27 protein-coding genes are annotated in these 25576 nt (G+C 42.5%); 21 read left to right on the forward strand and 6 right to left on the reverse strand.

The window, feature by feature from the left end; all coding sequences use genetic code 11:
- Nucleotides 1-16: 16 nt before the first annotated feature.
- From ACMXYP_RS08425 to ACMXYP_RS08450, 6 genes are all read left to right on the forward strand, one after another.
- Nucleotides 17-472 carry a hypothetical protein gene (locus ACMXYP_RS08425; RefSeq protein WP_415884568.1) on the forward strand — a complete coding sequence of 152 codons (456 nt, stop codon included), beginning with the start codon at nt 17-19 and terminating at the stop codon, nt 470-472.
- Between the two features lie 396 nt (nt 473-868).
- Nucleotides 869-1282, forward strand: a complete 414-nt coding sequence (locus ACMXYP_RS08430; protein ID WP_415884569.1) for a hypothetical protein — start codon at nt 869-871, stop codon at nt 1280-1282.
- A 99-nt stretch (nt 1283-1381) separates the two neighbouring features.
- Nucleotides 1382-1741 (forward strand): hypothetical protein, encoded by a 360-nt coding sequence (locus ACMXYP_RS08435; protein WP_415884570.1) that lies wholly within the window; start codon nt 1382-1384, stop codon nt 1739-1741.
- Between the two features lie 59 nt (nt 1742-1800).
- A complete protein-coding gene (locus ACMXYP_RS08440) occupies nt 1801-2190 on the forward strand; it encodes a hypothetical protein (protein ID WP_415884571.1) in 390 nt (129 codons plus the stop codon).
- A gap of 64 nt (nt 2191-2254) precedes the next feature.
- Nucleotides 2255-2707 (forward strand): DUF6985 domain-containing protein, encoded by a 453-nt coding sequence (locus tag ACMXYP_RS08445; protein WP_415884572.1) that lies wholly within the window; start codon nt 2255-2257, stop codon nt 2705-2707.
- Between the two features lie 94 nt (nt 2708-2801).
- Nucleotides 2802-3176: a hypothetical protein gene (locus ACMXYP_RS08450; RefSeq protein WP_415884573.1), complete on the forward strand. Its 375-nt coding sequence runs from the start codon at nt 2802-2804 to the stop codon at nt 3174-3176.
- A 204-nt stretch (nt 3177-3380) separates the two neighbouring features.
- Here the strand turns inward: ACMXYP_RS08450 and ACMXYP_RS08455 are convergent, their stop codons facing one another.
- The gene (locus ACMXYP_RS08455; RefSeq protein ID WP_415884574.1) at nt 3381-6602 is read right to left on the reverse strand and encodes an EAL domain-containing protein; all 3222 of its coding nucleotides are present in this window, start codon (nt 6600-6602) and stop codon (nt 3381-3383) included.
- A gap of 395 nt (nt 6603-6997) precedes the next feature.
- Between ACMXYP_RS08455 and ACMXYP_RS08460 the strand changes: the two genes are divergently transcribed.
- Complete coding sequence (locus tag ACMXYP_RS08460; protein ID WP_415884575.1) at nt 6998-7216, forward strand: VF530 family DNA-binding protein; 219 nt, start codon at nt 6998-7000, stop codon at nt 7214-7216.
- A gap of 64 nt (nt 7217-7280) precedes the next feature.
- Here the strand turns inward: ACMXYP_RS08460 and ACMXYP_RS08465 are convergent, their stop codons facing one another.
- Entirely contained in the window at nt 7281-9866 is a 2586-nt protein-coding gene (locus ACMXYP_RS08465) for a putative bifunctional diguanylate cyclase/phosphodiesterase (protein ID WP_415884576.1), read from the reverse strand.
- Between the two features lie 424 nt (nt 9867-10290).
- Between ACMXYP_RS08465 and ACMXYP_RS08470 the strand changes: the two genes are divergently transcribed.
- The gene (locus tag ACMXYP_RS08470; RefSeq protein WP_415884577.1) at nt 10291-10509 is read left to right on the forward strand and encodes a hypothetical protein; all 219 of its coding nucleotides are present in this window, start codon (nt 10291-10293) and stop codon (nt 10507-10509) included.
- Between the two features lie 23 nt (nt 10510-10532).
- The gene (locus tag ACMXYP_RS08475) at nt 10533-10919 is read left to right on the forward strand and encodes a VOC family protein (RefSeq protein ID WP_415884578.1); all 387 of its coding nucleotides are present in this window, start codon (nt 10533-10535) and stop codon (nt 10917-10919) included.
- Nucleotides 10920-10940: 21 nt separating this feature from the next.
- Here ACMXYP_RS08475 and ACMXYP_RS08480 read toward each other — a convergent pair whose 3' ends face one another.
- Nucleotides 10941-11876, reverse strand: a complete 936-nt coding sequence (locus ACMXYP_RS08480; RefSeq protein ID WP_415884579.1) for a LysR family transcriptional regulator — start codon at nt 11874-11876, stop codon at nt 10941-10943.
- A gap of 145 nt (nt 11877-12021) precedes the next feature.
- Between ACMXYP_RS08480 and ACMXYP_RS08485 the strand changes: the two genes are divergently transcribed.
- Complete coding sequence (locus tag ACMXYP_RS08485; protein WP_415884580.1) at nt 12022-15090, forward strand: FAD-binding and (Fe-S)-binding domain-containing protein; 3069 nt, start codon at nt 12022-12024, stop codon at nt 15088-15090.
- A 40-nt stretch (nt 15091-15130) separates the two neighbouring features.
- Here ACMXYP_RS08485 and ACMXYP_RS08490 read toward each other — a convergent pair whose 3' ends face one another.
- Nucleotides 15131-15703 carry an SPOR domain-containing protein gene (locus tag ACMXYP_RS08490; RefSeq protein WP_415884581.1) on the reverse strand — a complete coding sequence of 191 codons (573 nt, stop codon included), beginning with the start codon at nt 15701-15703 and terminating at the stop codon, nt 15131-15133.
- A gap of 116 nt (nt 15704-15819) precedes the next feature.
- On the opposite strand from ACMXYP_RS08490, the gene rraA reads away from it, so the two are divergent.
- Complete coding sequence (gene rraA / locus ACMXYP_RS08495) at nt 15820-16311, forward strand: ribonuclease E activity regulator RraA (RefSeq protein ID WP_415884582.1); 492 nt, start codon at nt 15820-15822, stop codon at nt 16309-16311.
- 425 nt (nt 16312-16736) lie between these two features.
- Nucleotides 16737-17135 (forward strand): hemerythrin domain-containing protein, encoded by a 399-nt coding sequence (locus tag ACMXYP_RS08500; protein ID WP_415884583.1) that lies wholly within the window; start codon nt 16737-16739, stop codon nt 17133-17135.
- Here ACMXYP_RS08500 and ACMXYP_RS08505 read toward each other — a convergent pair.
- On the reverse strand, nt 17132-17563 hold the full coding sequence (locus ACMXYP_RS08505) for an RrF2 family transcriptional regulator (RefSeq protein ID WP_415884584.1): 432 nt from the start codon (nt 17561-17563) through the stop codon (nt 17132-17134). The genes ACMXYP_RS08500 and ACMXYP_RS08505 overlap by 4 nt on opposite strands.
- 170 nt (nt 17564-17733) lie before the next feature.
- Here ACMXYP_RS08505 and ACMXYP_RS08510 point away from each other — a divergent pair, with 170 nt between their 5' ends.
- Together ACMXYP_RS08510 and sppA are read left to right on the forward strand one after the other, a co-directional pair.
- Entirely contained in the window at nt 17734-18393 is a 660-nt protein-coding gene (locus ACMXYP_RS08510) for an HAD-IA family hydrolase (protein ID WP_415884585.1), read from the forward strand.
- 14 nt (nt 18394-18407) lie between these two features.
- Entirely contained in the window at nt 18408-19466 is a 1059-nt protein-coding gene (sppA, locus tag ACMXYP_RS08515; protein ID WP_415884586.1) for a signal peptide peptidase SppA, read from the forward strand.
- 78 nt (nt 19467-19544) lie between these two features.
- Here sppA and ACMXYP_RS08520 read toward each other — a convergent pair whose 3' ends face one another.
- Nucleotides 19545-20123: a Maf family protein gene (locus tag ACMXYP_RS08520; RefSeq protein WP_415884587.1), complete on the reverse strand. Its 579-nt coding sequence runs from the start codon at nt 20121-20123 to the stop codon at nt 19545-19547.
- A 111-nt stretch (nt 20124-20234) separates the two neighbouring features.
- Between ACMXYP_RS08520 and ACMXYP_RS08525 the strand changes: the two genes are divergently transcribed.
- From ACMXYP_RS08525 to fabF, 7 genes are all read left to right on the forward strand, one after another.
- The gene (locus ACMXYP_RS08525; RefSeq protein WP_415884588.1) at nt 20235-20747 is read left to right on the forward strand and encodes a YceD family protein; all 513 of its coding nucleotides are present in this window, start codon (nt 20235-20237) and stop codon (nt 20745-20747) included.
- A 23-nt stretch (nt 20748-20770) separates the two neighbouring features.
- Nucleotides 20771-20953, forward strand: a complete 183-nt coding sequence (rpmF, locus tag ACMXYP_RS08530) for a 50S ribosomal protein L32 (protein ID WP_007019603.1) — start codon at nt 20771-20773, stop codon at nt 20951-20953.
- Between the two features lie 2 nt (nt 20954-20955).
- Entirely contained in the window at nt 20956-21972 is a 1017-nt protein-coding gene (plsX, locus tag ACMXYP_RS08535; RefSeq protein WP_415884589.1) for a phosphate acyltransferase PlsX, read from the forward strand.
- Nucleotides 21973-22068: 96 nt separating this feature from the next.
- Nucleotides 22069-23001 (forward strand): ACP S-malonyltransferase, encoded by a 933-nt coding sequence (fabD, locus tag ACMXYP_RS08540; RefSeq protein ID WP_415884590.1) that lies wholly within the window; start codon nt 22069-22071, stop codon nt 22999-23001.
- 22 nt (nt 23002-23023) lie between these two features.
- Nucleotides 23024-23767, forward strand: a complete 744-nt coding sequence (gene fabG / locus ACMXYP_RS08545; protein ID WP_415884591.1) for a 3-oxoacyl-ACP reductase FabG — start codon at nt 23024-23026, stop codon at nt 23765-23767.
- 163 nt (nt 23768-23930) lie between these two features.
- Nucleotides 23931-24164 (forward strand): acyl carrier protein, encoded by a 234-nt coding sequence (gene acpP, locus ACMXYP_RS08550; protein WP_007019607.1) that lies wholly within the window; start codon nt 23931-23933, stop codon nt 24162-24164.
- A 172-nt stretch (nt 24165-24336) separates the two neighbouring features.
- Nucleotides 24337-25575: a beta-ketoacyl-ACP synthase II gene (gene fabF / locus ACMXYP_RS08555; RefSeq protein ID WP_415884592.1), complete on the forward strand. Its 1239-nt coding sequence runs from the start codon at nt 24337-24339 to the stop codon at nt 25573-25575.
- Nucleotide 25576: the final 1 nt, after the last annotated feature.

The raw sequence follows: 25576 nt of genomic DNA on the forward strand, positions 1-25576 counted from the left end.
ACTGATGGAGTAGTGAGTGTTTAAGGAAATTTTTCAAAAATCTATTGTTGGGTTCTTCTTCGGTTTAGGCGCAGCTGTTTCCGTTACATTAATGATCGCAGTATATGATCAGTACAGATATAAAATTAAAAATCTGTTTGGGCCTAACTATATTCACTATGCTGGTGACAGCGTATCCGATCTTAAAATTCTAGAGCATAAGCAGCGTTCAGATACTGAGCTGTTTACTGTAGTTGGTAATGTAAAAAATGAGAGTGACAATCTTTATAAATCTGTTCGAGTACGGATAGATATTATGGATGGTGAATTTATTTTAGGTTCCTGTACGAGTGACGCTCATACAGTAAGTGGCGGAGGGTATTTCAATCAAGGGGAGACAGGTAATTTCGTTATTAATTGTAGAGAACTTACCACTTCAGAAAATCAGTACCCTTATAAAATCTACTTCGAAAGCGTAGTGGAAGTAGAATAATGGTACGCATAACAAGGCAAGGCATCCGACGCATTCTGCGCGGCAGCTTTAAGCGTTACAAGGCAAAAGGCTTTTTAAGTAAATTCAGTTCGAATCAGGTAAATCCTGCTAGTAGTTAGCAGGCCAGCATCAAGGAATGTGCTGCTTCATATCTCAATCATTCTGTTCTTGGTGCTATTAGGGACTTTGTAGTTTCGGCACCTCCGTCTCTATTTTCTGGTGTGCCATAGCTATAAATTACAGTAGTAGCTAGTGCGGTGCATTAGCTTTAAATTAACAGGTTCAACGCGTTAGGAGTGTTTAAATGGTTATGGGGTGTTGCCGTGTAACAAAAAGCAGCAATCGATCGTCGCTGCGCTCCTTCAATTGTGCTGGGCGTTATGTTTGCGAGAGAGTATGGACGCACACAAAGATAACGCGTTGAGGGAGAAGTATTCTTCCGCATTAATGTCAAACCATAAATGGCGCAAGCTATTTACGGTCATGGCAGAGTATGGCTCTGATTTCTCGGGTATCGAGTACCATTTTACCGATACGGATAACGTATTTTATGGGCATGCACCATCGGTACAGCAACTATGGGAAACCGCTATCGATGATCCAGTTGAAGGTGCGGGCGGGCCTGTAGAGTACAAACATATCGAGTTTATCCTAATTCCAAATGTGTACTCTTACCGTGCATACAAAAATGCGCCTTTAACTGAGAGGCCACTAAATGTTAAAGCATTCTTAGAGGCGCTGGAGAAAGTCGGCAGCTTTCCAATAGCTCAGGATGAAAATGGTGTGGTCATTCATGGCTACAAAACATAACAAGCGGCTGTTGTCGCCACTGCGTGGCTGGGACTGCCTTTCCGCTGCTTCGCAGCTACAAGTCAGCCCCAAAGCCGGGCGTTATGAGTCAAGGATGCTATGAGCAGAAACAAAAAAGCCAAAAGTAAATTTGTTTTAGAGGAAGATAATGGCGTTGTTATAGCGTCGTTACATGACGAATTTGATTTGTCCTTACAGCATACTATTCATAATATGCCTAATCCCAGAATTAGAGCACCTAGACGGTCTAAAGAACAAATAGAGCATGATTCTAAATTTTTAGCGTCTATTCAGCATCAGTCTCAAGAAGAGTTTTTGGTGGATAATATTAAGGGTGTAAATCAAGAAATAAATAAGCACGTCCAAGAAATACGTAAAACCCTAAAGCGTATGCAGAGTCTTACCCATTATGTTGTAAATGCACAGGAGGTTCTGGATGAAATTAAGCAGAACTCATAACAAGAAAAGCCATTTCGACGCGCTCTGCGCGCAACTGCTTTAAGCGTTAAATAGCAACTATGAAAGCGACTCTTATTTCTTCAGAAGGCACATATCTTGAGGCATCTATTCAAATAGACGGTTGTGAGTACTGCGTGATGGATGAAATCAGTCATGATGTTGGAACTATGCCTAAAGTTGGAGAAGCCTTTGAGTTTGAGTTCTCAAACATGGTTAATGAAGGTGAATCGTGGGAGTCCTTGTTTCAAGGAAATCCAAAAAGGAAAAAGTGTCTTGAGCAAATACAAGGTTGGAAATACAGAGCGTATGGCAAAGTTGTTGCTATAAACCCTGTCATGGTCGATTGTGGGGTATTAATAGAAGAAGATGTATTTCATACCAACGACCCAAAGGTTATTGGAGAGTATGTCGCATTTACTATTAATAGGCTTGGCGGCTATGCCATTTAACAAGCAGCTTAAATACGACGCGCTTTGCGCGCCACTTAGCTGAGCGTTATAAATCTAGGTAAATATGGAAGTAGCCGACAAAATAATTGATCAATTAAAATCAACGGGACACGACTTTGAGGGTGAAATATCTTTCCCTGTTTTCGGTGAAAGTGTTTTGTTTACTATTGGTTTATCTGGTTCTGGTGAAATAGAGCCGTTACATAGAGATTCTATCAACTGGCTTTACAATAATATCGAACTTGAGTTCCCTAAAATTGAGGAAGCAATTTTCCAATATTACCAGAGAGTCTTACCTGATTATCATATAGGTTTAGGGGAGTATGCTGACGAGCTAATGCCAATGCTGTCCGTGCCTAATGAAGTGTGGAACTATGTCACTGAACCAGGAGTATTCATTTTTCCTGAAGATGAAGGTGGAGAACTTCATTTAGAATATGAGTGTACCTTCGATGTAGAACATGGTTTGAGAGTCGTAATTAAAAACGGAAAAATATTAAGGGTTGGCTTAGAGTAATCGATTTATAACAAGGCCATTATGGCAGTTGGACGCAAAACGCTTGGCTTGCGCTCCTTCGTCGCTAATTTAGCCAAGCATTTGTGCGCCTCATATGGCGGCGTTAAATGTCATGCAGGCAAATCACGTAATTATCATTATCGGCCTTATCTACACGCTATTGATAGCTGTTTTGTTTAATGTAGAGTTTCTAGCATTCGGTATTGTTGCCACTATAGGGGCACTTTGGATTGTTAGGATTGCAAGGAAGAGAAAGTTAAGCCTTAAACAGTTAATAACTGGTGAGGTCTTTTCGGTTGTCATCGTTATAGCAGCATTAGTGCTTACAGGAACTGTCTTCTCACTACATAGTGTTGAGTCGTTCTATGTTTGGTTAATTATGGTTCCAGGGTTTACCACGTTTGGATTTGCTTATGTTGTTACGGTTAATAGCTTTATATGGAAAACGATAAAAGGCTTCTTGAAGTAGCCTTACATTTAACACATATGAGCCGTTCTCTAGTCAAGAGAAATAACACGCCGCTTAGCCATTGAGCCAATATTAATAACTTAGCAAGTGCGCCTACTTCGCTTTGTCTGGGTTGGCTGATAAGCCAATCGCTTACAGCAAACACATATTGAGGCTCTCTTATTGTGGTCTCACCACGGCCTGTAGGTTTACTCTTGTTCTCCCTCATTTCTTTTCAACATTTCCAGTCAGTAGCTGATCTAATGGCGTAGGTTTGAAGAAGTAATAGCCTTGTACAAGGTCACAACCCATCTCGGCTAACAGTTGATATTGCTCGCGCGTTTCTATCCCTTCAGTAACTACTTCTAGATTAAAGTTTTTCGCTAGGTCGATAATGCCAGCAACCAATCGCTTCTCTTCAGGTTGTGTGAGTACGTCTCTGATAAAGCTTTTGTCGATCTTTAGACAATCGACTGGCATACGTTTTAAGTAGGAGAGGGAGGAGTAGCCGGTGCCAAAGTCGTCCAGAGATATGCTAATCCCAAGATTATGAATATCGTTTAATGTCTGAATGACAGATTGATCGTGGCTGTCCATAAACAAACTTTCGGTAACTTCTAGCTCGATGTCCTGACAGGTTATCGAGTGCGCTGCTAGCGTCTCGCTGATATCCTGCACCCATGATTTATTTTGAAATAAGCGGGCTGAGCAGTTGATGGATAGGCGCTCGAGTGATTTAAAGTGCTGCTTTAGCTTGGGTAGGTCGCTACAAGCTTGTTTCAATACAAATTCACTGATTGAGATAATTTGCCCGCTTTGCTCTGCAAATGGAATGAACTGGTCAGGGGATACCAATCCACGTTGAGGGTGCTGCCAGCGGATTAGGGCTTCGATTTTAGCGACTTCTCCGCTGCGGATGTTGATAATTGGCTGATAAAAGAGCTGGAATTCTTGTTTGCTGATTGCTAGGCGCAGGTCGTGTTCAAGCTCTCGTTGTAATTCCATACGCACGTTCATATCTTCCGTAAAGAATTGAACGTTATTACGGCCTAAGTCTTTCGCGCGATACATTGCTGTATCGGCATGGTTAATTAGTGTGTCTGTGGTTGTTCCGTCTTCAGGGTAGATGGCAACACCCATGCTGCATGAAATCGTTAATGAGGTTGTGTCTAATTGAACGTCTTTCGCCAGTAGCTTCTGCATATGGCGAGTTACTGTTTCTATTGACTGGCTGTTGTCTATTTGTGGCAGCAGGACGATAAACTCATCGCCCCCAAAGCGAGCTAGGATATCTTCACTACGTAGAGCTTGTTTGAGTCGGTTTGTCGCCTCAATCAATAACTTATCGCCTTCGCTGTGACCAAGCTGATCATTGACCAATTTGAAATTGTCGAAATCGACGAAGATAACTGCAAGTTTGCGCTCATGACGAGCAGCAGAGTGAATTGCTTGTGACATCAGATCAATAAACATTGCACGGTTGTAAAGCCCAGTAAGGGAGTCTGTTCGTGCCTGATGATTGATGATTTGCTCATGAACATTACGAATGAGTTCGCTGGCGGCTCTTGATGTGACCGAATCGATTATAAGCTGTGTCTTTCCTGTTTGCTCAAATTCTTTACGTTTTAAAACCGCTAAATGACCGATAACCTGCCCATGTGCGTCGTACATTGGGGTGCCAATGTAGGAATGTAGATCTAACTTAAATAGGTCTTCGTCTTCTGGATACAATTCCTGGACGTTACCATTAAAAACCATCGATCCTTCTTCAATCACAGTTTCACAGGGCGTGCCTGCAAGAGGATAACTAAGGTTGTCAATTTTTTGTTTATCGATATAAGCGGCGAGGGCATTAATACTTTCTTTATCTTCAGATAGCTTAGAAATGATAACCATATCCGCATCGAGTGTGTTTGAGAGAAATTCACCTAAAGTTTCAAAATAAGTTAGGCCTTGGAGGCCAGAAACATCTTTGGCAATAGTTTGAAGCAAACGCGTAATTTCTTCTCTGGAGCGTGCTTCTAGTTTCAGGACTTCGTGTGCTTGGCTTAACTCTCGTGTCTTCGTATTCACTTCATCGGTGAGCAGCATTTGGTGCTGCTCGATATGTTCAGCCATTGTAATCATGGTGGTGGCTAATTCACCCATTTCATCCTTTCGTTTTGGAATTGCGCTGTGTTTAACGTCATTAATTGCATCAAAATTACTGTCTCGCATGGCACGAGAAAAACGTCTGAAGACGCCCAGAGGGTAAAGTACCTGGCCTTTGAGGATGAAAAAAAGAATCAGTAATTCCACCAGCAGTGACAATATGCCTGCAATTGAAACTATGTAGGCGGTTTGCAATGCGGTTGAGGAGAGCAGAGATTTCGGATAAACGGTTACAAAATACCAATCTGGACCGGCGATTTTGGTGACAGCGAGCAAGGCATCTGCAGAATTTGGTTCTAGTATAAAGGTTGACTGGTTCTGAGTTTGAGCATGAGCGAGTACAGCGTGGACTTGATTTGCAATGGAGTCATTACCACTGTCATTTGCATGTAAGATGCCTTTAGTGCGATTAAGTGCATCCGTTAAATCTGGATGCGCGATGATGCGTCCATCGTGTCTTACAACAAAATTATGGGTGCCTGATAATTTATCATTGAATACGCTGTCGAATAAATCGTTTAACAGAATATCATGACCAACATTGATCAGATGCTTGTTGTTATGATCGACAGGCGTTACAAGGGAAACCATCCATTCATCTGCGGTTGGGTCAAAATACAGGCCTGTCCAGGCGTGATCACGCTGAGGGTTGTTCTGCGGGGTAGAGATATATACCCACTCTTCAATGGTTACATCTAGGTTCGATTCTGCTTGTTCACCCCAAGGAATATTTGGCCAGTATACGATATTAACGTTTTCCGGCATCGAGACATAAAGATTGGCATAGTGCTGTGTAAAGGCATCGGCGTAGCGGTCGATTAATTGGTAACTTAACTGCAGTTTATTGGCGAACTCGTTGCTATTCGGCGCATTGGTACCTATAAATGCGCTGATATGCTGGCTAATGGTGCCATCAGGGCGGTGAATGCCAGTAAAAGCTTCTTTGCTTAGTCTACGGGTTTGATCAGAACGTTTTTCAAATAAAAGATCAAAATCTTGGGGCTCGGCTTGTTTAGAGCGCTCCGGCCATTGCTTTAAAAATTGTTCTTCAAATAATCGGTGGTTGAGCTGGGCATTGAGGAAAATCTGACTTTCTTTCTCACCTCGCTCGGTGATGTAAACTCGGAGGCTGTCTTCGACTTGATCATGCAAAATGCCAAAAATATGTGCATAGCTGATTATAGCGGCAAGGGTGATGACAACAGAGAGACGAATACTCATCTGTAGCAAAGTTTTTTGCGCAAGTGGAGAGTGGGATAAATCAGAAAAAACTTGGCGGATCTTTTTGCTAATCAAACGTAAACTCCGTACTGCTATCGAATGACTTCAATGTAGCTTTGTAGGTATTGAATTTGTGTTTGTGGCGTTGAGTGCGCTGTAATTTTTTTATTCAATACAGAATAGAGGAAGCGCTAATATATAGGCATTATCGCTTGGTCTATTAATACTTATTCTTAGGGTCATTATTTTGATGTTTTGATTATCAATTTGAGATATTAGAGCAAGATTCTCAACCATAAGTTGGTTGGGTTTGTTGATCAAGCTTTCTTGCTTGTTCTATAACCGATGCTTCTTGCCCCACATCAATAGATAGGGCAATAACCTAAGGATCCTTTTCTTTTTAATAATCATCATGCTCTGGGGTTATTCTGATAAGATGACTGTATATTTTTATGTACTAGGAATTAGCAGTGAGCCAAGAGCAACCCAATAACCCTCTGCATGGTCTGACGTTAGAGAAAATACTGACTCGTTTGGTGGATCATTATGGTTGGGAAGGTTTAGATGCAAAGATTAAACTCAACTGTTTCTACAATAATCCTTCAATCAAGTCTTCTCTCAAATTTTTGCGTCGTACTCAATGGGCAAGAGATAAAGTTGAGGCGCTGTATATCAAGACTTTTAGTTAACGAAAACCTGGAATATTACAAAGTATTCAGCCTACCAAAAGCTTTTGGCAGGCTGTTTGAGTTTTTAGCGTACGAAAACTTCAGTCGTTTTTAAAATGCCTTCTAGATCGGGATTTGGTTTACCTAAATGATACCCTTGGGCATAGGTGATGCCGGCTTTCTCTACCAGTTCTAATACCTCTTCACTCTCTACAAACTCAGCAACAGTCTCGACATTTAGTTCTTGTGATAGATGCGAGATGCTATTTACAAAGGCCATATCTCGAGCATCGTTAGCCATGTTGGCAATGAACTCGCCTTCTATTTTTACGTAGTCGATTGGTAGATGTTTTAGGTAGTGGAATGAAGAAAATCCTGATCCAAAATCATCAATTGCTAATTTGAATCCTTTGTCTTTAAGGCTCATTACAAAGCTTTCTAGAACAGAGATGTTTTTGACCGTATCTCGCTCAGTGATTTCAAATACAACACTTTCTGGATTGATTGCGTGACTTTCAGCAAGCCGTTTGATGGTTGGGATAAAGTCACTAATAATGATCGAGCGTGGAGACAGATTGATGAAAATCTTACCTTCGTAGCCTGTTATTTTGACTTGCTCAAAAGCTTTATCCATCACGATATAGTCAAGCTGGTGGACCTTACCAATAGACTCTGCAATCTCAATAAATTCGCTAGCGCTCATGAGCCTGTCGCCTGAAAGCTTGATGCGACTTAGCACTTCAACCGCATGTATTTCACCAGTATTAGAGCAGACAATCGGTTGGAAAGCTGGGATCAGTTCTTTACGCTCAATCGCTTGCGTTACTAATACGGTTTTGTCTGACATCTCTTTAAAGATATCGACTAGTTCGTTCTCATTAGGCAGTGCGATTTGATCTTTGCCCGAGTTCTTCGCTCGATACATCAGATTATCAACGAACATAAACAGGTCTTTTTTATTTTTGGCATGATCAGGGTAGATGCCCATACCTAAAGAGCCTGTTAACTTAAGGAAAGTATTTGAATCGTAATATAGAGAATGGTTGCGGCTCGTAAGCAAAATGGTTTCAGCCACCTGCGCTGCGTGAGCAACATCGCTTTCTGGTAATACGATCACAAATTCGTCCCCACCGTAGCGGGCAATGATAGCGTCTTTGCCTAATGCATTTTGTAATGCTTCGGAGAAATCTGCTAGGAGCTTATCGCCCCAGCTATGACCATAGCCGTCATTTATGCTCTTGAAGTTATCTAGGTCAAGTAACAATAGCGCTACTTTATAATCATGGCGATCTGCACGGTCTAACTCATAATCCAATAATTCCCAGAACATACGCTGGTTATAGAGGTTGGTTAGTGGATCACGCGTTGCATAGTATTCGAGATCTTTGGTGTATTTATAGATTGCACGGACAGAGCCGACTACGTTAAGCAGGGTAGATAGAATGCTTTCAAGGACAAGAAGTTTCGTTGTATCTTGAATGGTATCTGAGTGAACGCCGATTCCGACTATACCGCCAATCTTAGGCGTTTCTACCAGAAGAGATTTGCATTGAAGTTCAATCGCATCATCATCTAGATCCATCGGTTCTGCATGCTCATTCACCATATTGTGGCGAATATTGATGTCAATAAGTTCGAATGGCGAGCCATCTTGAGCAAGACGCTTCATAATTGCCTGTTCCATCGACTGTCGAGTGCGATCACTTGGCGGTTGTAGCCAAAAAACTTCTAAGTCAAAAACTTCATTATCGACCTTAAAGATAGAGAACATAGTGTAAACGTTCATGACCTTATTGATATCAACAATTAGGAAGTTTACGTATTCGCGCCAGTCTCGAACTACTTCTGAGGTTATTACAAATTTTTCTAAGAGCCTTATTTCAAACTCAAGTAGCTCTTTATCTACCGCTATATCATTAAGTTTGGAGGAGAGGTTTTTTACTTGGGAGAATATATCTTGTAACTCACGGAATGCTAACCTGTCACGACCTTCTTCCAGTCGAGATAGATCTGAAATTGACTCAATGCTATCGATACTATCGGCAAGTTGTTCTATGGAATTATCTATTCGAGATGTGATTTGTCGCGTGGCTAAAAATGCGAGTAAAAGCGGCAATGGGGAAACTAAAATCAGTGTTAGGATAAGTTCCTTATTGGCATTTAAAAGTGACTTATCTAACTCTTGAGTTACTTCGATCATGCCTAATGTATCGCCATCGGTTACATTGGTATGGCAATGGGTGCAAACTTCTTTGGCGTTAAGGGCATAGTAGTAGCTAATGCTATCGTCAGTGGAAACCAGTTGCGATTGACCAGATTCAAGCACTTGACGATGCGTATCAGACAGGGCTGGTGATTCCATCTCACCGAATCGTTCTGTTACAAGATCACCACGAAAGATTGAGACGCTTAGATCGCTGTCTTTATTGTCTTTCTCCATCTGTTTCATGAATTGCTCTAGTTGGTGTCTATTCCAACCCTGACTCATGACCAGATACATAGAATTAAATGTCTGTTTTGCAATACGCTCGGCCATGACGCTGGCATTTTTTTCAATGCTCTTAGTGAACGCATAATGAGTAACAGAAACAAGAACTAGAAATCCAAGAACAGAAAAGATAAATGTTCTTTGGAGTAGGAAACTACGAATAGATGTAGCGGACTTCTTCACCGGTAACCACGCATTTATTTATTATTATTGTTCAATTTAGTCGAAGGCCAATATAGATGCTATTTCTTACAAACCGATTGACCGGGGTCAATAAACGGTGTGTCAGAAACAAGAATTCATACGGTCTGAATCTACTAAGTTGAGCTAACTCTATGTTTAACAAGGAAATACTTTGTATTTATTAAACATGAGTGAATTATAAGGCAGCAATTCTATTCATTGAGTGGGTTCTGTTTCAATATATTTCTGCAAATTATAAGAAAAGGTGCCGTTATAACGCTTAAGTGGATACGTCTTTTGTTTTTCCTGTTTATGCTTTGAGCAAGGTATGAGCGATTTGATACAACAGAACATGACTGCATTGAGTATAGCTTTATCAAGGCTTATCATCCGCGCAAAGAAGTTTTATGAAAGGTAGTGTTTGATGGTTTTGTTCTTTCCAATTGAGCAAGAGCTGGATTGTATTAGTCAGACAGGTCGTATCCTCGGTAAGATTCAGTTTGATGTTTTTAAGGATAAGTATTTCTTCACTCCCAATGAGGATTCATTGGTTCTAACCGATGAAGAAGAGTCATGTATTGTTGCTCGTTTAGCTGGGCTTGAAGCTGGGATCTTCTCATTCGCAATGCAGGATGAAGATTAATAAGACTTAAAGAAGTCAGTGTTATGAAGATTGAGCGTCTTGATCACCTTGTCCTAACCGTGAAAGACATAGATGTCGCTGTAGAGTTTTATACTGCGGTGTTAGGTATGGAGAAGGTTGTCTTTAAGGGAGGCCGGATAGCGCTCGCTTTTGGAAATCAAAAGATTAACCTGCATGAGCTGGGGAATGAATTTGAGCCTAAAGCAGATTACGTTCAGTCCGGTAGTGCAGATCTCTGTTTTATCGTTGAGCAGCCAATCGAAGAGGTGATTCAGCATCTGCTAGATCACAATGTAACTTTGCTAGAAGGACCAGTGAATCGCACAGGAGCAGTAGGTAATATTATCTCGGTTTATTTGCGTGACCCTGACGGTAATCTTATCGAGCTCTCAAATTATGAAGATTCATAAATTGCTCCATAATTCCTTTTCTTAATTAATCTCGACAAATTTTGGTAGGCTCGTAGTTTCAAATTGGCTGGTGATCAGCTTAAGTAGGCTGTCTGCTGCGGGGCTTAAAGCACGGCCTTTTCTTGTGAGAATGCAGATCTCACGTTTTAATGTTGGGTTGGTTAGTGGAACAAAGACTAATTGATCAAAAGCGTTGGTACTCGCTGCAAGGGCAGGTAAAAGGGATATGCCAATACCTGTCTTAACCATCTCTGCTAAGCCTGCTGGGGTTGATACTTCAATTAAGGCACCTTGTAGTTTTAGGTCCAGGTTATTCTCTTTTTGTAGTTTTAAAAGTTGTGTACGTGTGCCGGTATCTTCAGTTAAGTGAACTTGATCAAGCTCACTGACTTGGCTCCAGTCTAATTCTTTAAATGTTGCTAAAGGGTGGTCGAGTGGTAAAACTACGCCATAACGATCGCTCAATACTGGTTGGTATTTAAGTTCTGACTGGTGAGAGTGGTTACCACCAATGCCGAAGTCCACTTCATTATCTAGTACGCGCTGTTCTATACCGCCCGCGTTGTCATCTCGAAGATAGATGCCTATCTTTTCATATTGCTGGTGGTAAGTTTTGATTATCGAAGGCAGTACACGACCAATCATTGATGGCGAAGCGGCTATACCTACTTGGCCTTGTTGTTGTGTCGCGGTGGCTTGCAGGTCATTAAAAGCAGTATCAAAATCTGAGATCAATTTTTCTGCAACAGGGAGAAAACTTTCGCCTTCGCCAGTAAGCAAAACGCGGCGTGTAGTGCGGTCTAGAAGCTTTAAGCCGGCCTGATCTTCAAGCTGCTTTACTGTTGCTGTAAGAGTGGATTGGGTCAGGTGCAGGTTATCTGCGGCACGGGTAAAACTGCCGCAAGCTACGATTTCAACAAAGGCGCGTAGATGTCGAATGGAGATATTATTCGTCATTATCAATTAATCTATCGAATTTTATCGTTTGATTGATAAATGATAATTCTGCATTATTGCGCCCAATATCACAAATTGAGCATTTGACTGCATGAGAGCAATTGAGCACTGCTCTTGAGGTACGGTCATTTATAGAGGCAGTATTATGATCCCTCGTCTTTCCCAAGTCGAAACTACCGAAGCTATTTACCTTCAATTTATCGAAGCGTTACAGAAAGCGGGTTTTGCTGGTGATCTAAATCAGGATTACGCAAACCGTATCGTTCTTTCGACAGACAACAGTATCTATCAGATGCTGCCTCAGGGTGTTTTGTACCCGAAATCTACAGATGATTTGGTATTGATTGCCAAATTAGCAGATGAGTCCCGCTTTGCCGAAGTAAAGCTGAGTGCTCGTGGTGGCGGTACAGGTACAAATGGTCAGTCGCTAACCGATGGCTTGATTGTTGATGTCTCTAAGCACATGAATCAAGTTTTAGAGATTAATGCTGAAGAGCGCTGGGTTCGTGTTCAAGGCGGTGTTGTAAAAGATCAACTTAACCGTGCACTAAAACAATATGGTTTCTTCTTTGCGCCTGAGCTTTCTACCAGTAACCGTGCAACAGTTGGCGGGATGATCAATACCGATGCCAGTGGCCAGGGCTCGGTAATGTACGGTAAAACACGTGATCATGTGCTAGAACTGAATTCAGTGTTCTTAGGCGGTGAGCTTTGGAACTCTAAACCTATTTCTGATGAAGAGCTGGCTGAGATAAAGCAGCGAGATGATCGTGTCGGTGAAGTGCACAGATTGGTAGATGAAGTATTCACCGAGAAGAAAGATCTGATCGATGCCAAGTTCCCTAAATTAAACCGCTGCCTTACCGGGTATGACCTCGCGCACATTCGCGATGAGGAAGGGCGTTTTAATCTAAATTCAGTATTGTGTGGCGGTGAAGGCTCTTTGGCTTTTATTGCTGAAGCTAAGTTGAATGTTCTACCAATCCCTAAGTTCGCTGCATTGGTTAACGTTAAGTATGACAGTTTTGAATCATCTTTGCGTGACGCTACAGACTTAATGGAATGGAATCCAACATCCATAGAAACTATTGATTCTAAAGTACTTGATCTTGCTATGGGCGATATTATCTGGGACACGGTAAGTGCCTATTTCCCGCAAGAGGAAGGTGAGCCGGAGATCAGTGGTATCAACCTAGTTGAGTACACATCCGATGATGAGGAATCTCTAAAAGCCGATGTTGCGCGATTAGAAGAGCATCTTAAATCTGTTGCGGGCCAGGCTGGTAAGAGCTTTGGATTCTCTGTTGTATATGGTGCCGGTGAGATCAACAAAGTTTGGGCGATGCGTAAAAAGGCTGTTGGCCTTCTAGGTAACGCTAAAGGCCAAGAACGTCCAATTCCATTCGTGGAAGATACAGCAGTACCACCTGAGAACCTTGCTGATTTCATCATGGAATTCCGTAAGGTTCTGGATGATCGAGACTTAGCGTACGGTATGTTTGGTCACGTTGATGCGGGTGTGTTGCACGTACGACCTGCTATCGATATGAAAGATCAGCTACAGGAATCTTTAATTCGTGATATCACGGATGAAGTGGTAGCGTTGACTGTTAAATACAAAGGTCTGTTATGGGGCGAACATGGTAAAGGTGTTCGTTCTGAGTATGCACCCGAGTTCTTTGGTGAATTGTATCCTGAACTACAGCGAATCAAAGGTGGATTTGACCCACGTAACCAGATGAACCCGGGTAAGATCGCTACGCCAGCAATTGATGGTGCTGAGCTACTTAAGATCGATGCAGTGCCAACGCGTGGTCAATTTGATCGCCAGATCAGTTCAGAAACACGTGAAGAGTATAAAGAAGCCATGTTCTGTAACGGTAACGGCGCGTGCTTTAACTATGATCCAAATGACGCGATGTGTCCTTCATGGAAAGGTACCCGTCAGCGTATTAACTCGCCAAAAGGTCGTTCTTCACTGATTCGTGAATGGCTACGCCTGATGGAGCAAAATGGTACTGATCTTGTTGAAGAAGCTAAGCGTGTTAAAGCAAGCTCCTTTATCGCTTCTCTACCAAAGCGCATCAAAAACACCCTAGCCAAGAAAAAAGAGGAAGAGTACGACTTCTCACATGAAGTCCACGAATCCATGATGGCATGTTTAGCGTGTAAGTCTTGTGTTGGTCAGTGTCCTATTAAGGTGAATGTTCCAGATTTCCGTGCGCGCTTCTTAGAGGTCTACTACGGTCGTTACCTACGTCCTGCGAAGGATTATATGGTTGGCTCTTTGGAGTACATGATTCCTTGGTTGTCCAAGTTCCCTGCGCCGTATAACTGGGCGATGCAGAATAAGGCGCTCAAAGCGATTTTCCGTAAGCATGCAGGTATGGTTGATAGTCCTACCATCTGTACTAATAGTTTGATATCTGGCTTGAAAGCACGCGGGGTGGAGTTTGCTTCGCCACAGCTAATTAAGAGTTTGAGTGAAGAGCAACGTAGTAACGCGGTAATCATCGTACAGGATGCATTTACCAGTTACTTTGAAACACAGTTGGTGTTGGATCTTGTTGATCTGCTTTCTGGGCTTGGTTTTCATGTTTTATTAGCGCCATTTAAGCCAAATGGTAAGCCGTTGCATGTTCATGGCTTTATGAAAGCCTTTGAAAAAGCGGCTGAATCTAACAGCGCTATGCTAAAAGAGCTAGATAACACGGGCGTACCAATGATTGGTATCGATCCTTCGATGACACTGACTTACCGTCAGGAATACGGTTATGTTATTCCAGAGAAAGATCTGCCAAAGGTTCAGCTGATTCAAGAGTGGTTGAGCAATCAAAAAGATAAGCTGGGCGCTTTCGATCTAGCTAACCGCTCTACAACTGAATTTAAGTTGATGGCTCATTGTACTGAGAAGACCAATGCTGCACCTAGTATTCGTATGTGGCAGCAAGTCTACGCAGCGATGGGCTTAAAGCTGGATATTCAAGCAGTAGGCTGTTGCGGTATGTCCGGTACGTACGGCCACGAAACTCAGAATGTTGAGACGTCCCGTGAGATCTATCAATTGAGCTGGTCTGAAGTGGTGAATAACCCAGACAACAAAGATCGTTTACTTGTGACAGGTTATTCCTGCCGTAGTCAGGTGAAGCGTATTGATGATCAACAATTGCCGCACCCGATTCAGAAGCTGCTTAGCTTGTTGAAGGATAAGTAATTATAAGTTAAATAAAAAACGCAGCTTAAAGCTGCGTTTTTTATGGTGTTCTACGAATGAGTAGATCATTGAAGCCTTGATGTTTAAGGGATTGAGCCATCTCTAAAGCTTCTGCTTTTGATAGATATAAGCCATAAGATAAGCCAAGCAAACCATTAGGCATTGAGAATTGGTTAAGTGGTTGTGGATTTTTAAAGCGCTTAATGACAGTTTGACGGCTCGACTCAAGCTTGTAGGCGCCTAGTTGAATGGTATAACTGCCGATAGTAGTGTTTGATTGAGATACTCTTTTTGTAAAAATAACCTGAGCTGGATTATTTATTACTTTATTAGGCTGATTGCGTAGGGTTTCTATAACTTGAACAGGCCTCTTGGAGGCTGTCCTTTGGAGCTGATCATTACTATACGAAGCTTTGATTACTAACTCGTTACCATCGGTTTCAGTCGGCTCGTTCGATGATGTTGAAAGAGACGGCGGGCTAGGCGGTTCACAATGACTAGTGTCTTCATGGCAGAAGCTATGTCGTTTTTGCGAGCAACCAGTTAATAGTAGTAATGCGCTTACGCCAACCATGGCATGTAGAAGTGCCTTATTATTAAGAATTAAACTCATTTTCAATCCTAGCCCAAAAGAGTAGTGCAATTGCACAATGAATCGGCGAATATACCTTCTTTAGATTTTGAGAGCATCTATTCTTAGGTGCAGTTATCCAGTTTAAGGAGCATATTGTGGAAGATCTTTTGCCAGAACTGTGTGATCAGTTCCCAGACCAGGTACAGGTTGTTGAGCCAATGTTCGGTAACTTTGGTGGTAAAGAGCGTTTCGGTGGCGAAATTGTTACTCTAAAAGCTTTTGAAGATAACTCTTTGGTTCGTGAGCAGGTTGCTCTACCTGGTAAAGGTAAAGTACTTGTAGTCGACGGTGGTGCTTCAATGCGTCGCGCAATGCTTGGCGATATGCTTGCAGAAAAAGCAACTAAAAACGGCTGGGAAGGCATCATCATCTACGGTTGCATCCGTGATGTTAACGCAATCAGTGATCTAGACATTGGTGTGCAGGCGCTAGGTTGCCACCCAATGAAGACTGAAAAGAAAGGTCTTGGTGAGCTAAACGTAGACGTTACCTTCGGTGGCGTGACATTCAAGCCGGGTCAGTATGTATATGCAGACAACAACGGCGTACTTATTTCAGCTGAAAAACTAGAGCTTTCTGAAGACTAATTCTGTTAGCGATTTTTTTAAAGCCCGCTTATAGCGGGCTTTTTTGTTTTTAAATAGTGCTCATTTGGTAAGAAATGTAAGTTTTGGCGAGTAAAACAAATGTGCTCATGCCTACAATTCCCCACAAAAAAATCATTCGACCTTCTATAGTGGCTTGCGCTTTTTTAGATACATGCCAAACGGTCCAGAACTTAAATAAGATCATACCTAGCACAAGGGAGTAGACAACTAGCTCTGTATTGCTCCAAATAACCATAAGTCCTCACATAAAATGTATTTGTAATGAATTAATAAATACTATAATGTATTTTAAATACACCTTAAAGCGATTGCTCGAAGAAATTACAAAATTTAATGAAATTTGGTGTGATTCGAATAATCCTGAGATAATCGATTTACACATATTATTGTGAGGGTAGAGAGGAATGAAAAGAGTAGAGGCACTAATTCCACTAAGTCATGATCATCATAAAGCTTTAGTTACTGTTAAGCATATCAATGAGTTAAGAAAAGAAGCTGATAGAGAGGTTGATGAATACTGGCAGGCTAAAAGAGAAGTTTTGTATAGAGAGTTAAAGCCGCATTTCGATCAAGAAGAGCGTTCTTTGCTACCACTACTCGTAGGTCAAGGAGAGTCACTAGCTGATCGTCTAGTTGCAGATCACAAGCAATTGTTGAGCATGTTGGCTGGAGATGATTCAAGCGTAGTAAATCGGTTCGCCGAGTTATTAAAGGAACATGTGCGATTCGAAGAGCGCAATCTGTTCCCTTGGTTGGAGCTCAATTATAAGAAAGAAGAATTAGCGATAGCGATGGCTAATTAAACGGATTTGGTTGTTATTAAGCTATCACGCATCGCGTCATTATTTAGCATATCTGCCAGTGTGTATTGCTCTAGGACCTGCATAAAGGCTTTCTGAGCATCGCCTAGTACATGCTGGAGTGTGCAGAAACCTGTTAGACGACAGTGTTGCTGTCCACAATTAATCAGAGGCTGTCTGCCTTCTGCATCTGCGACAATTTCGCCAATATTTATTTCTGCTGGTGGCTTCGCCAGTTTTATACCGCCTTTTTTTCCTCTATAGGTATCTAAATGACCCGCTTTGGAAAGGGCGTGTACAACTTTACGTAGATGTTCTACAGAAATGTCATAGCAGCCTGCTATCTCAGCTAGCGTCACTAGACGATCATCGTTAGTAGAAACATAGAATAAAACGCGAAGGGTGTAATCTGTAAATCGACTTAATTGCATAAAGGTCGGCTTTTTTAAAATGTCTGCAAAATATACGTTATGCAATTGCTACAAGGCAAGCGCTACCTTAAGAAAAGGCTAATAAGATAGCTGTTTTATTGATCTTGACCTTTATTGTTACTTCTATATAAACATAAGTTCCTTTCTTATGAATTAGTTAAGAGGTTTGAGTGTACAAGCTACTCATTTTTGATTGGGACGGCACAATCATCGATTCTGCAGCTAAAATCGTCTCTTGCATGCAGCTAGCAGCAAAAGATAGCGGCTTTTGTATCCCTGCCGATGAAGCCGTTAAGAATATAATCGGATTGGGTTTACCGGAAGCGATCAAAATTCTAATTCCTGATGTTGATAAAGATGGAATAGAACTGATGCGACAAAATTATGGCCGATATTTCTTGGGTGATGAATCTACGCCTTCGCCATTGTTTCCGGGTGCGCAGAAAAGTTTAGAGCAGATGCATCGTAAAGGCATGCGGATGGCTGTGGCGACCGGTAAGAGTAGGAAAGGCTTAAACCGGGTCTTTGCTGAAACTGGCTTAGGTTATTTATTTGAAACCTCTCGCTGTGCCGATGAAACTATCTCGAAACCTCACCCTCTAATGCTAGAGGAAATTCTACAAGAAACCGGTGTCTTAGCCTCTGAGGCTGTTATGATAGGCGATACTGAATATGATCTAGAAATGGGTAAGCAAGCAGGTATGGATGTTATTGCTGTGAGCTATGGTGCCCATCATTTGGATCGATTAAAGGGTTATAACCCAGTTTTGGAAGTACATGAGTTCCCAGAATTGGAAAATTGGTTAGAAAATCAGGGTGTTTTTGCCTGATACAGGAGAAGTGTGTGTCTGATAATCCATGGAATGAATCTGAACAAAATGAAGCTCCAAAGCAGCAGGAGGCTTCAGCAGCAACAGGAAGTAAGCTGGAACGCGCCGTAGAAAATGCTAAGCAAGACGGTGCGAGCAAGAAAGAGTGGAAATTAATTGAGAAAACTCTAAATGGTTTGTTTACGGAGCAGCGTCGTGCTCGTCGTTGGGGGATTTTCTTTAAGTTACTTACATTTGTATATCTTTTCGCGCTCTTGGGCATTTTCTTCGCAGGTAAAGATATTGCAACTGATGTTAAGCCGCAGGTTCATACTGCGATCATTGAAGTGAAAGGTGTCATTAGTTCAGATGATGAAGCTAGTGCAGATAATATTATCTGGTCGCTGCGCGAAGCATTTAAAGAGCCAAACGCTAAAGCAGTAATTTTGCGCATTAATAGTCCTGGCGGAAGTCCAGTTCAATCGGGTTATATTTATGATGAAATTAAACGTCTACGTGCAATCTACCCTGATAAGCCTCTGTATGCTGTTATTACAGATATAGGAGCTTCTGGTGCTTATTATATTGCAGCAGCTGCAGATTATATCTATGCCGATAAGGCGAGTTTGGTTGGATCTATTGGTGTCGTAGCAGGCAGTTTTGGCTTTGTTGATCTGATGGAAAAGATCGGTGTGGAACGCCGTTTGTATACAGCGGGTGAGCATAAAGCATTCTTGGACCCTTATTCTCCGAGAAATAGTGGTGAGGAAGAGTTCTGGCAAAGTGTACTAAATACAACCCATAATCAGTTTGTTGATCAGGTTCGTAAAGGTCGCGGAGATCGCCTTAAAGACGATCCAAAGCTATACACTGGTCTGGTTTGGAGTGGCGAGCAGGCAATTGAACTTGGTTTGGTTGATGCACTAGGTAGTTCTAGCTACGTTGCACGAGAAGTAATTAAAGTTGAGAAGCTGGTTGATTACTCTCCAAAGCAGGAGCCTTGGAAGCAAATTGTTGATGAGTTAGGCGTTAGCTTTGCGAAAGCAATTACGGCTGAACTAGGTGTCAATACAAAGAGTCATGAGCTTCGTTAAACCCTTTGTGTGAACGAAGAATAAAAAAGGAGGGTTTGGCCCTCCTTTTTTGTGTTTGATGTTTATAAGGTTGTTTTCTTATAAAACGTTTAGATCTTCTTTCTCTAACATTCTTACTAATCGGATCAAAGGTAGGCCGATAAGTGTATTAGGATCTTCGCCTTCGAGCTTGTCAAACAGTACAATGCCTAAGGCTTCAGATTTAAAACTGCCTGCGCATTTATATGGTTCTTCAGCCCGAAGGTAGTTTTCGATCATAGACGTGGTGAGCTCTCTAAAATAAACCTTAAATGGAACAACTTCTGTTTGGCACTGGCCAGTGTCTGAGTTGAGTAAAGAAAGGCCGGTTAAAAATGTAACCGCATTACCCGATAGCTTTTGTAGTTGTTTCACAGCATTCTCATGGGTATGAGGCTTGCCTAGTATCTCGTCACCTAAAACTGCGACCTGATCCGATCCAATAATCAATGAGTTAGGTGCTTCTTCAGCAATTTTTTGTGCTTTACTAGCAGATAAACGTGCAACTAATTCCTCTGCTGATTCATTCTCTAATGTCGATTCATCAATGTCTGGTGAAATGCATGAATACTCCAAATTTAATTTGTCCAAAATTTGGCGACGGAAGGGTGAGCTAGAGGCTAAAATTAGATTTCTCATGTGATTTTTTGACCATGAATATGCGAAGGCACAAATATTAGCGGTTTTATTGTAGAATTAAACCCCAAAGTCTTTGACAGGACGGGCTTCGGGCCCTAGAATTGCGCGCTTATGTCAAACGGTCCATTACCTAAACGAGTAGACCCGCGAAAACTTGCTGAGCGGGAAGTACGAATCGCAGGCCAAGCTGCACTGAAGGACATGCCCAATCTTTGTCAGGCATTAGTTGATAAAGAAGGGGAGATACAAGTTGATCTTCAGTTTGCAGTAGATGAGCAGCGAATTCGAACTCTTACAGGCAGTGCCACAGGTCATGTAACAATGACGTGTCAGCGTTGCTTGGAGTCAGTAGAGGTTGCCGTAGAGGCAGATTTTAATCTTGGAGTTGCGGCCAGTGAGGAGGCTGCTCAGCAGTTACCTCGCAGTTATGACCCCCTCATTGTTGAGGGTGAAGAGATTGAGTTACTGTCTGTTATAGAAGAAGAGTTGATTCTGAGTTTGCCGCATGATGCATATCATGATGACTGCTCTATTAACACTTCCTTCGGCGAGGCAGTGACAGAAGAAAACGAAAAACCGAATCCATTTAGTGTGTTGGCTCAGTTGAAAGCCGACAACAAATAGAAAGAACCAGGAGCTATTTAGTCATGGCAGTTCAGAAAAGTAAGAAGTCTCGTTCCCGTCGCGATATGCGTCGTTCTCACGATGCTCTGGGTAACCCGACTCTATCTGTAGAAGAAACTACCGGTGAAACTCACCGTCGTCACCACGTATCTGCTGACGGTTTTTACCGTGGTAAGCAGGTAATCAACAAGCAGGATGACGAATAAGCTTGTCAGATTACTACACCATCGCAGTTGATGTGATGGGCGGGGACTTCGGTCCCCGCGTTACTATTCCCGCCACACTCGATGCCCTTGCGCGTCATTCTCGTTTATCAGCAAAACTTATCGGTCACAGTGATGTTATTCAGCCTTATTTAAATGGTTTGAATCCTGATGTTTCTTGTCGTGTCGATGTAGTTCATGCGCCTGACACTATTTCTATGTCAGCTAAGCCATCTCAAACACTTCGTAATGGTCAGAATTCTTCAATGTACAAAGCTATTCAGCTTGTAGAAGAGGGTTCGGCTCAAGCTTGTGTGAGTGCTGGTAATACAGGTGCTTTAATGGTGCTTGGTCGGTATATTCTTAGAATGTTACCCGGCGTAGATCGTCCTGCAATTATCTCATCTGTGCCTACAGCGAAAGGTCATTGTTATCTTTTAGATTTGGGTGCAAATGTTGATTGCAGTGCAGAACATCTACTGCAATTTGCTATTATGGGTTCGGTTATGACTGCCGCCGTTGATGAGATTGATAGTCCGCGTGTGGGGCTTTTGAATATCGGTCAGGAGCAAGTTAAGGGCAATGAGCAAGTTAAGCTAGCCTCGCGCTTGATTCAGGAGCAGGGTGGCTTGAACTATGTTGGTTATATTGAAGGCGATGATCTGTATGCCGGAAATGCTGATGTGGTTGTTTGCGATGGTTTTGTAGGTAATATTGCACTTAAAAGTAGCGAAGGTCTGGCGCGCTTAATTAATCAAAAAGTACAAGCGAGCTTTAAGCAGGGGCTTTATCGAAAGTTTCTTGCGTTATTGGCTAAGCCAGTGCTTGCTGATTTGAAAAGGCAGATGGATCCATCGCGTCGTAATGGTGCAAGTTTATTAGGCTTGCAAGGAATAGTGATAAAAAGCCATGGAGCAGCTAATCAGCAGTGCTTTGGGTATGCGCTTGATCAAGCTGTGGCAGAGATAGAACAAGATATACCGCGTAAGATTTGCAGTGAAATAGAAGCAAGGCTTACCTAATACCCTTCACACAGTTTTAATTACCTATGAATGTTGTAAACTACGGCGATTGGCCTGATTCATAGGGCGTGTATTAATTGACGATTTGAGGACATCATGTCGCAAACTCTTGCTTTTGTATTTCCGGGGCAGGGCTCTCAACAAGTAGGGATGCTCTCGGAACTTGCTGAAACACATCCAGTTATTAAAAACACTTTCGCTGAAGCTTCTGAGGTTCTAGGTTACGACTTATGGGACTTGGTTCAGAATGGTCCAGAAGAAGATCTTAATCAAACTGATAAGACTCAACCTGCGCTTCTAACATCAGGTGTTGCGCTATGGCGTTTATGGCAGGAGCAGAATGGTGCTAAACCAGCTGTAGTTGCAGGTCATAGTTTGGGTGAGTACACAGCGTTAGTTTGTGCTGGTGCAATCAGTTTTGCTGATGGTGTGAATCTAGTAAAACTGCGTGGTGAATTTATGCAGCAAGCCGTGCCTGCGGGTAGCGGTGCTATGGCAGCTATTCTAGGATTGGCTGATGATGCTATCGAGAAAGCTTGTCAGGAAGCAGAGCAGGGCGAAGTGGTTTCTCCGGTAAACTATAACTGCCCAGGTCAGATTGTTATTGCAGGGGAAAAAGCTGCAGTTGATCGTGCGATTGAGAACTGTAAAGAAGCGGGCGCTAAGCGTGCCATTCCTCTTCCAGTAAGTGTTCCATCACACTGTGCTCTAATGAAGCCAGCGGCTGATAAGATGGCTGAAGAGCTATCTAAGATTGAAATCAATATGCCAGAAATTGATGTGGTTCAAAATGTAACTGCTTCCGTTCCTGCGTCAGTTGAAGAATTAAAAGAAAATCTACTTGCTCAGTTATATAGTCCTGTACTTTGGACTAAAACAATCCAGGGTTTGGTTGAGCAAGGCTTGGAAAGCACTGTAGAGTGTGGTCCAGGTAAGGTGCTATCTGGTTTGAACAAAAAAGTTCATAAGCCTTTGAGTGTTGCAGCAATTAGTGATGCTGCGGGCCTTGAAAAAGCGTTAGGTCAATAATTGTAGCGCAAGGAATTTATAAATGAGTATTGAAGGTAAGATTGCGCTAGTAACTGGCGCTACTCGCGGTATCGGTAAAGCGATTGCTGAAGAGCTTGGTCGTCAAGGTGCAGTGGTTGTTGGTACAGCTACAAGCGAGAAGGGTGCAGAGGCTATTTCTGCTTACCTTGCTGAGGCAGGGGTTAAAGGTACGGGTCTAGTGCTGGATGTTGCTGATAGCGCATCGGTTGAAACTGTACTAAAAGCAGTGCAGGATGATTTTGGTACTGTTGAGGTACTGGTTAACAATGCAGGCATCACGCGCGACAATATTTTGATGCGCATGAAAGAAGATGAGTGGGATTCTGTATTGAATACGAACCTTAACTCAATCTACCGTCTTGTTAAGGGCTGTCTACGTGGCATGACCAAGGCTCGTTGGGGTCGGATCATCAGTGTAAGCTCTGTAGTGGCATCTATGGGTAACGCTGGTCAGGCAAACTACGCTGCAGCTAAGTCAGGTATGGAAGGTTTTACTCGTGCGCTAGCGCGTGAAGTAGGCTCTCGCAACATCACAGTTAACTGTGTTGCTCCTGGTTTTATCGATACAGATATGACAAGTGGATTGGCAGATGAGCACAAAGATGCGCTTAAATCTCAGATCCCAATGAATCGTTTGGGTCAACCGGAAGAAATTGCAGCTGTTGTTGGTTTTCTGGCCAGTCAAGGCGGCGGTTATGTGACTGGTGAGTCGATTCAAGTCAATGGTGGCATGTATATGGGTTAAATACCCGTATAAGGAATTGTTTTTTTCTGCCAATTGTTGATAATGTGCCGTCAGGTAGAGAATGAATTTACAATCTTGGCTTGATAAAGCCGGGATGCTTTAATAAAATTTCTTACCGCATTTCGTACTTGAATGCGGTGTTAATAAGAAGATAGGAATAGATATGAGCAACATTGAAGAGCGCGTAAAAAAGATCATCGCAGAGCAGCTAGGTGTTAAAGAAGAAGAAGTTACTCAAGAAGCTTCTTTCGTTGAAGATCTTGGCGCAGACTCTCTGGACACAGTTGAGTTGGTAATGGCTCTGGAAGAAGAATTCGAAACTGAAATTCCAGACGAAGAAGCTGAAAAAATCACTACAGTTCAGCTTGCAATCGATTACATCAACGCACACCAGTAATCGTTCGCTACAAGCAAGAATTTCGAAAAGCCGCCTATCTTTGATAGAGCGGCTTTTCTTTTGCCTGCAAGATGCATAACGTTTAATGCTTAAGTCAGTTCGGTTAGAATTGGCGCATAGTTTAATTCCTGATTTATATAGAACTTCCTTGTGTGGAATATGGAGATCAAAGATGGCACGTAGACGTGTTGTGATTACCGGTATCGGTATGCTTACCCCTATTGGCAATACTGTCTCAGAGACTTGGGATAATTTACTTGCGGGTAAGAGCGGTGCTCGACCAATCACTCACTTTGATTCTTCTCCTTTTGCAACTCAGTTTTCGGCATCCGTTCAAGACTTTGATGTTACTCAGTATATGAGTGCGAAAGAGGCCCGTAAGATGGATCTATTCATTCAATACGGTATGGCTGCGGGTATGCAGGCTATTGATGATGCGAAACTAGAAGTGACTGACTCTAATGCTCCGCGTATCGGTTGTGCAATAGGCTCAGGTATTGGTGGTTTACCGATGATCGAGAAAAACGTTGATATCCTAAATACAACGGGACCTAGACGTGTTTCACCATTCTTTGTGCCGGGCAGTATTATCAATATGATCGGTGGCAACCTAGCGATCAAATACGGTCTTAAGGGCCCTAATATTGCTATTACGACCGCTTGTACTACTGGTACGCACAATATTGGTCAGGCAATGCGAATGATCCAGTATGGCGATGCTGATGTAATGCTGGCTGGCGGCGCTGAAATGGCAACTACGCCATTAGGTATTGCCGGCTTCTCATCTGCACGAGCGTTATCAACGCGTAATGATTCTCCTGAAACAGCCAGTCGCCCATGGGATCAAGACCGTGATGGTTTTGTGCTTGGAGATGGTGCGGGCGTGCTTGTACTTGAAGAATACGAACATGCTATAGCGCGTGGTGCTAAAATTTATTGCGAATTGGCAGGTTTTGGGATGAGTGATGATGCTTATCACATGACTGCGCCTCCAGAGGACGGTGCGGGTGCAGCCCTGGCTATGCAAAACGCTATTAACGATGCATCTGTAGCACCAGACGAGATTCATTATATCAATGCTCATGGTACTTCTACGCCAGCGGGTGATATTGCTGAATCTAATGCGGCTAAATCGGTGTTGGGCAATGCAGCTGCTGATGTCAGGATGAGCTCGACTAAATCCATGATTGGTCATTTGCTGGGAGCTGCAGGTGCTGTTGAAGCAATCTTCTGTGCATTAGCGATCAGAGATCAAATTGCGCCGCCTACTATTAATTTAGATAACCCATCTAAAGGGTGTGATCTAAATTACGTTCCACATACCGCTCAGCCTTGTGAGATTAAAGCGGCGCTTTCTAACTCATTTGGTTTTGGCGGAACCAACGGAACCTTGGTATTCCGTCAGATCTGAT

The organism is Neptuniibacter sp. QD34_54 (genome assembly GCF_047778055.1).
Lineage (GTDB): Bacteria > Pseudomonadota > Gammaproteobacteria > Pseudomonadales > Balneatricaceae > Neptuniibacter.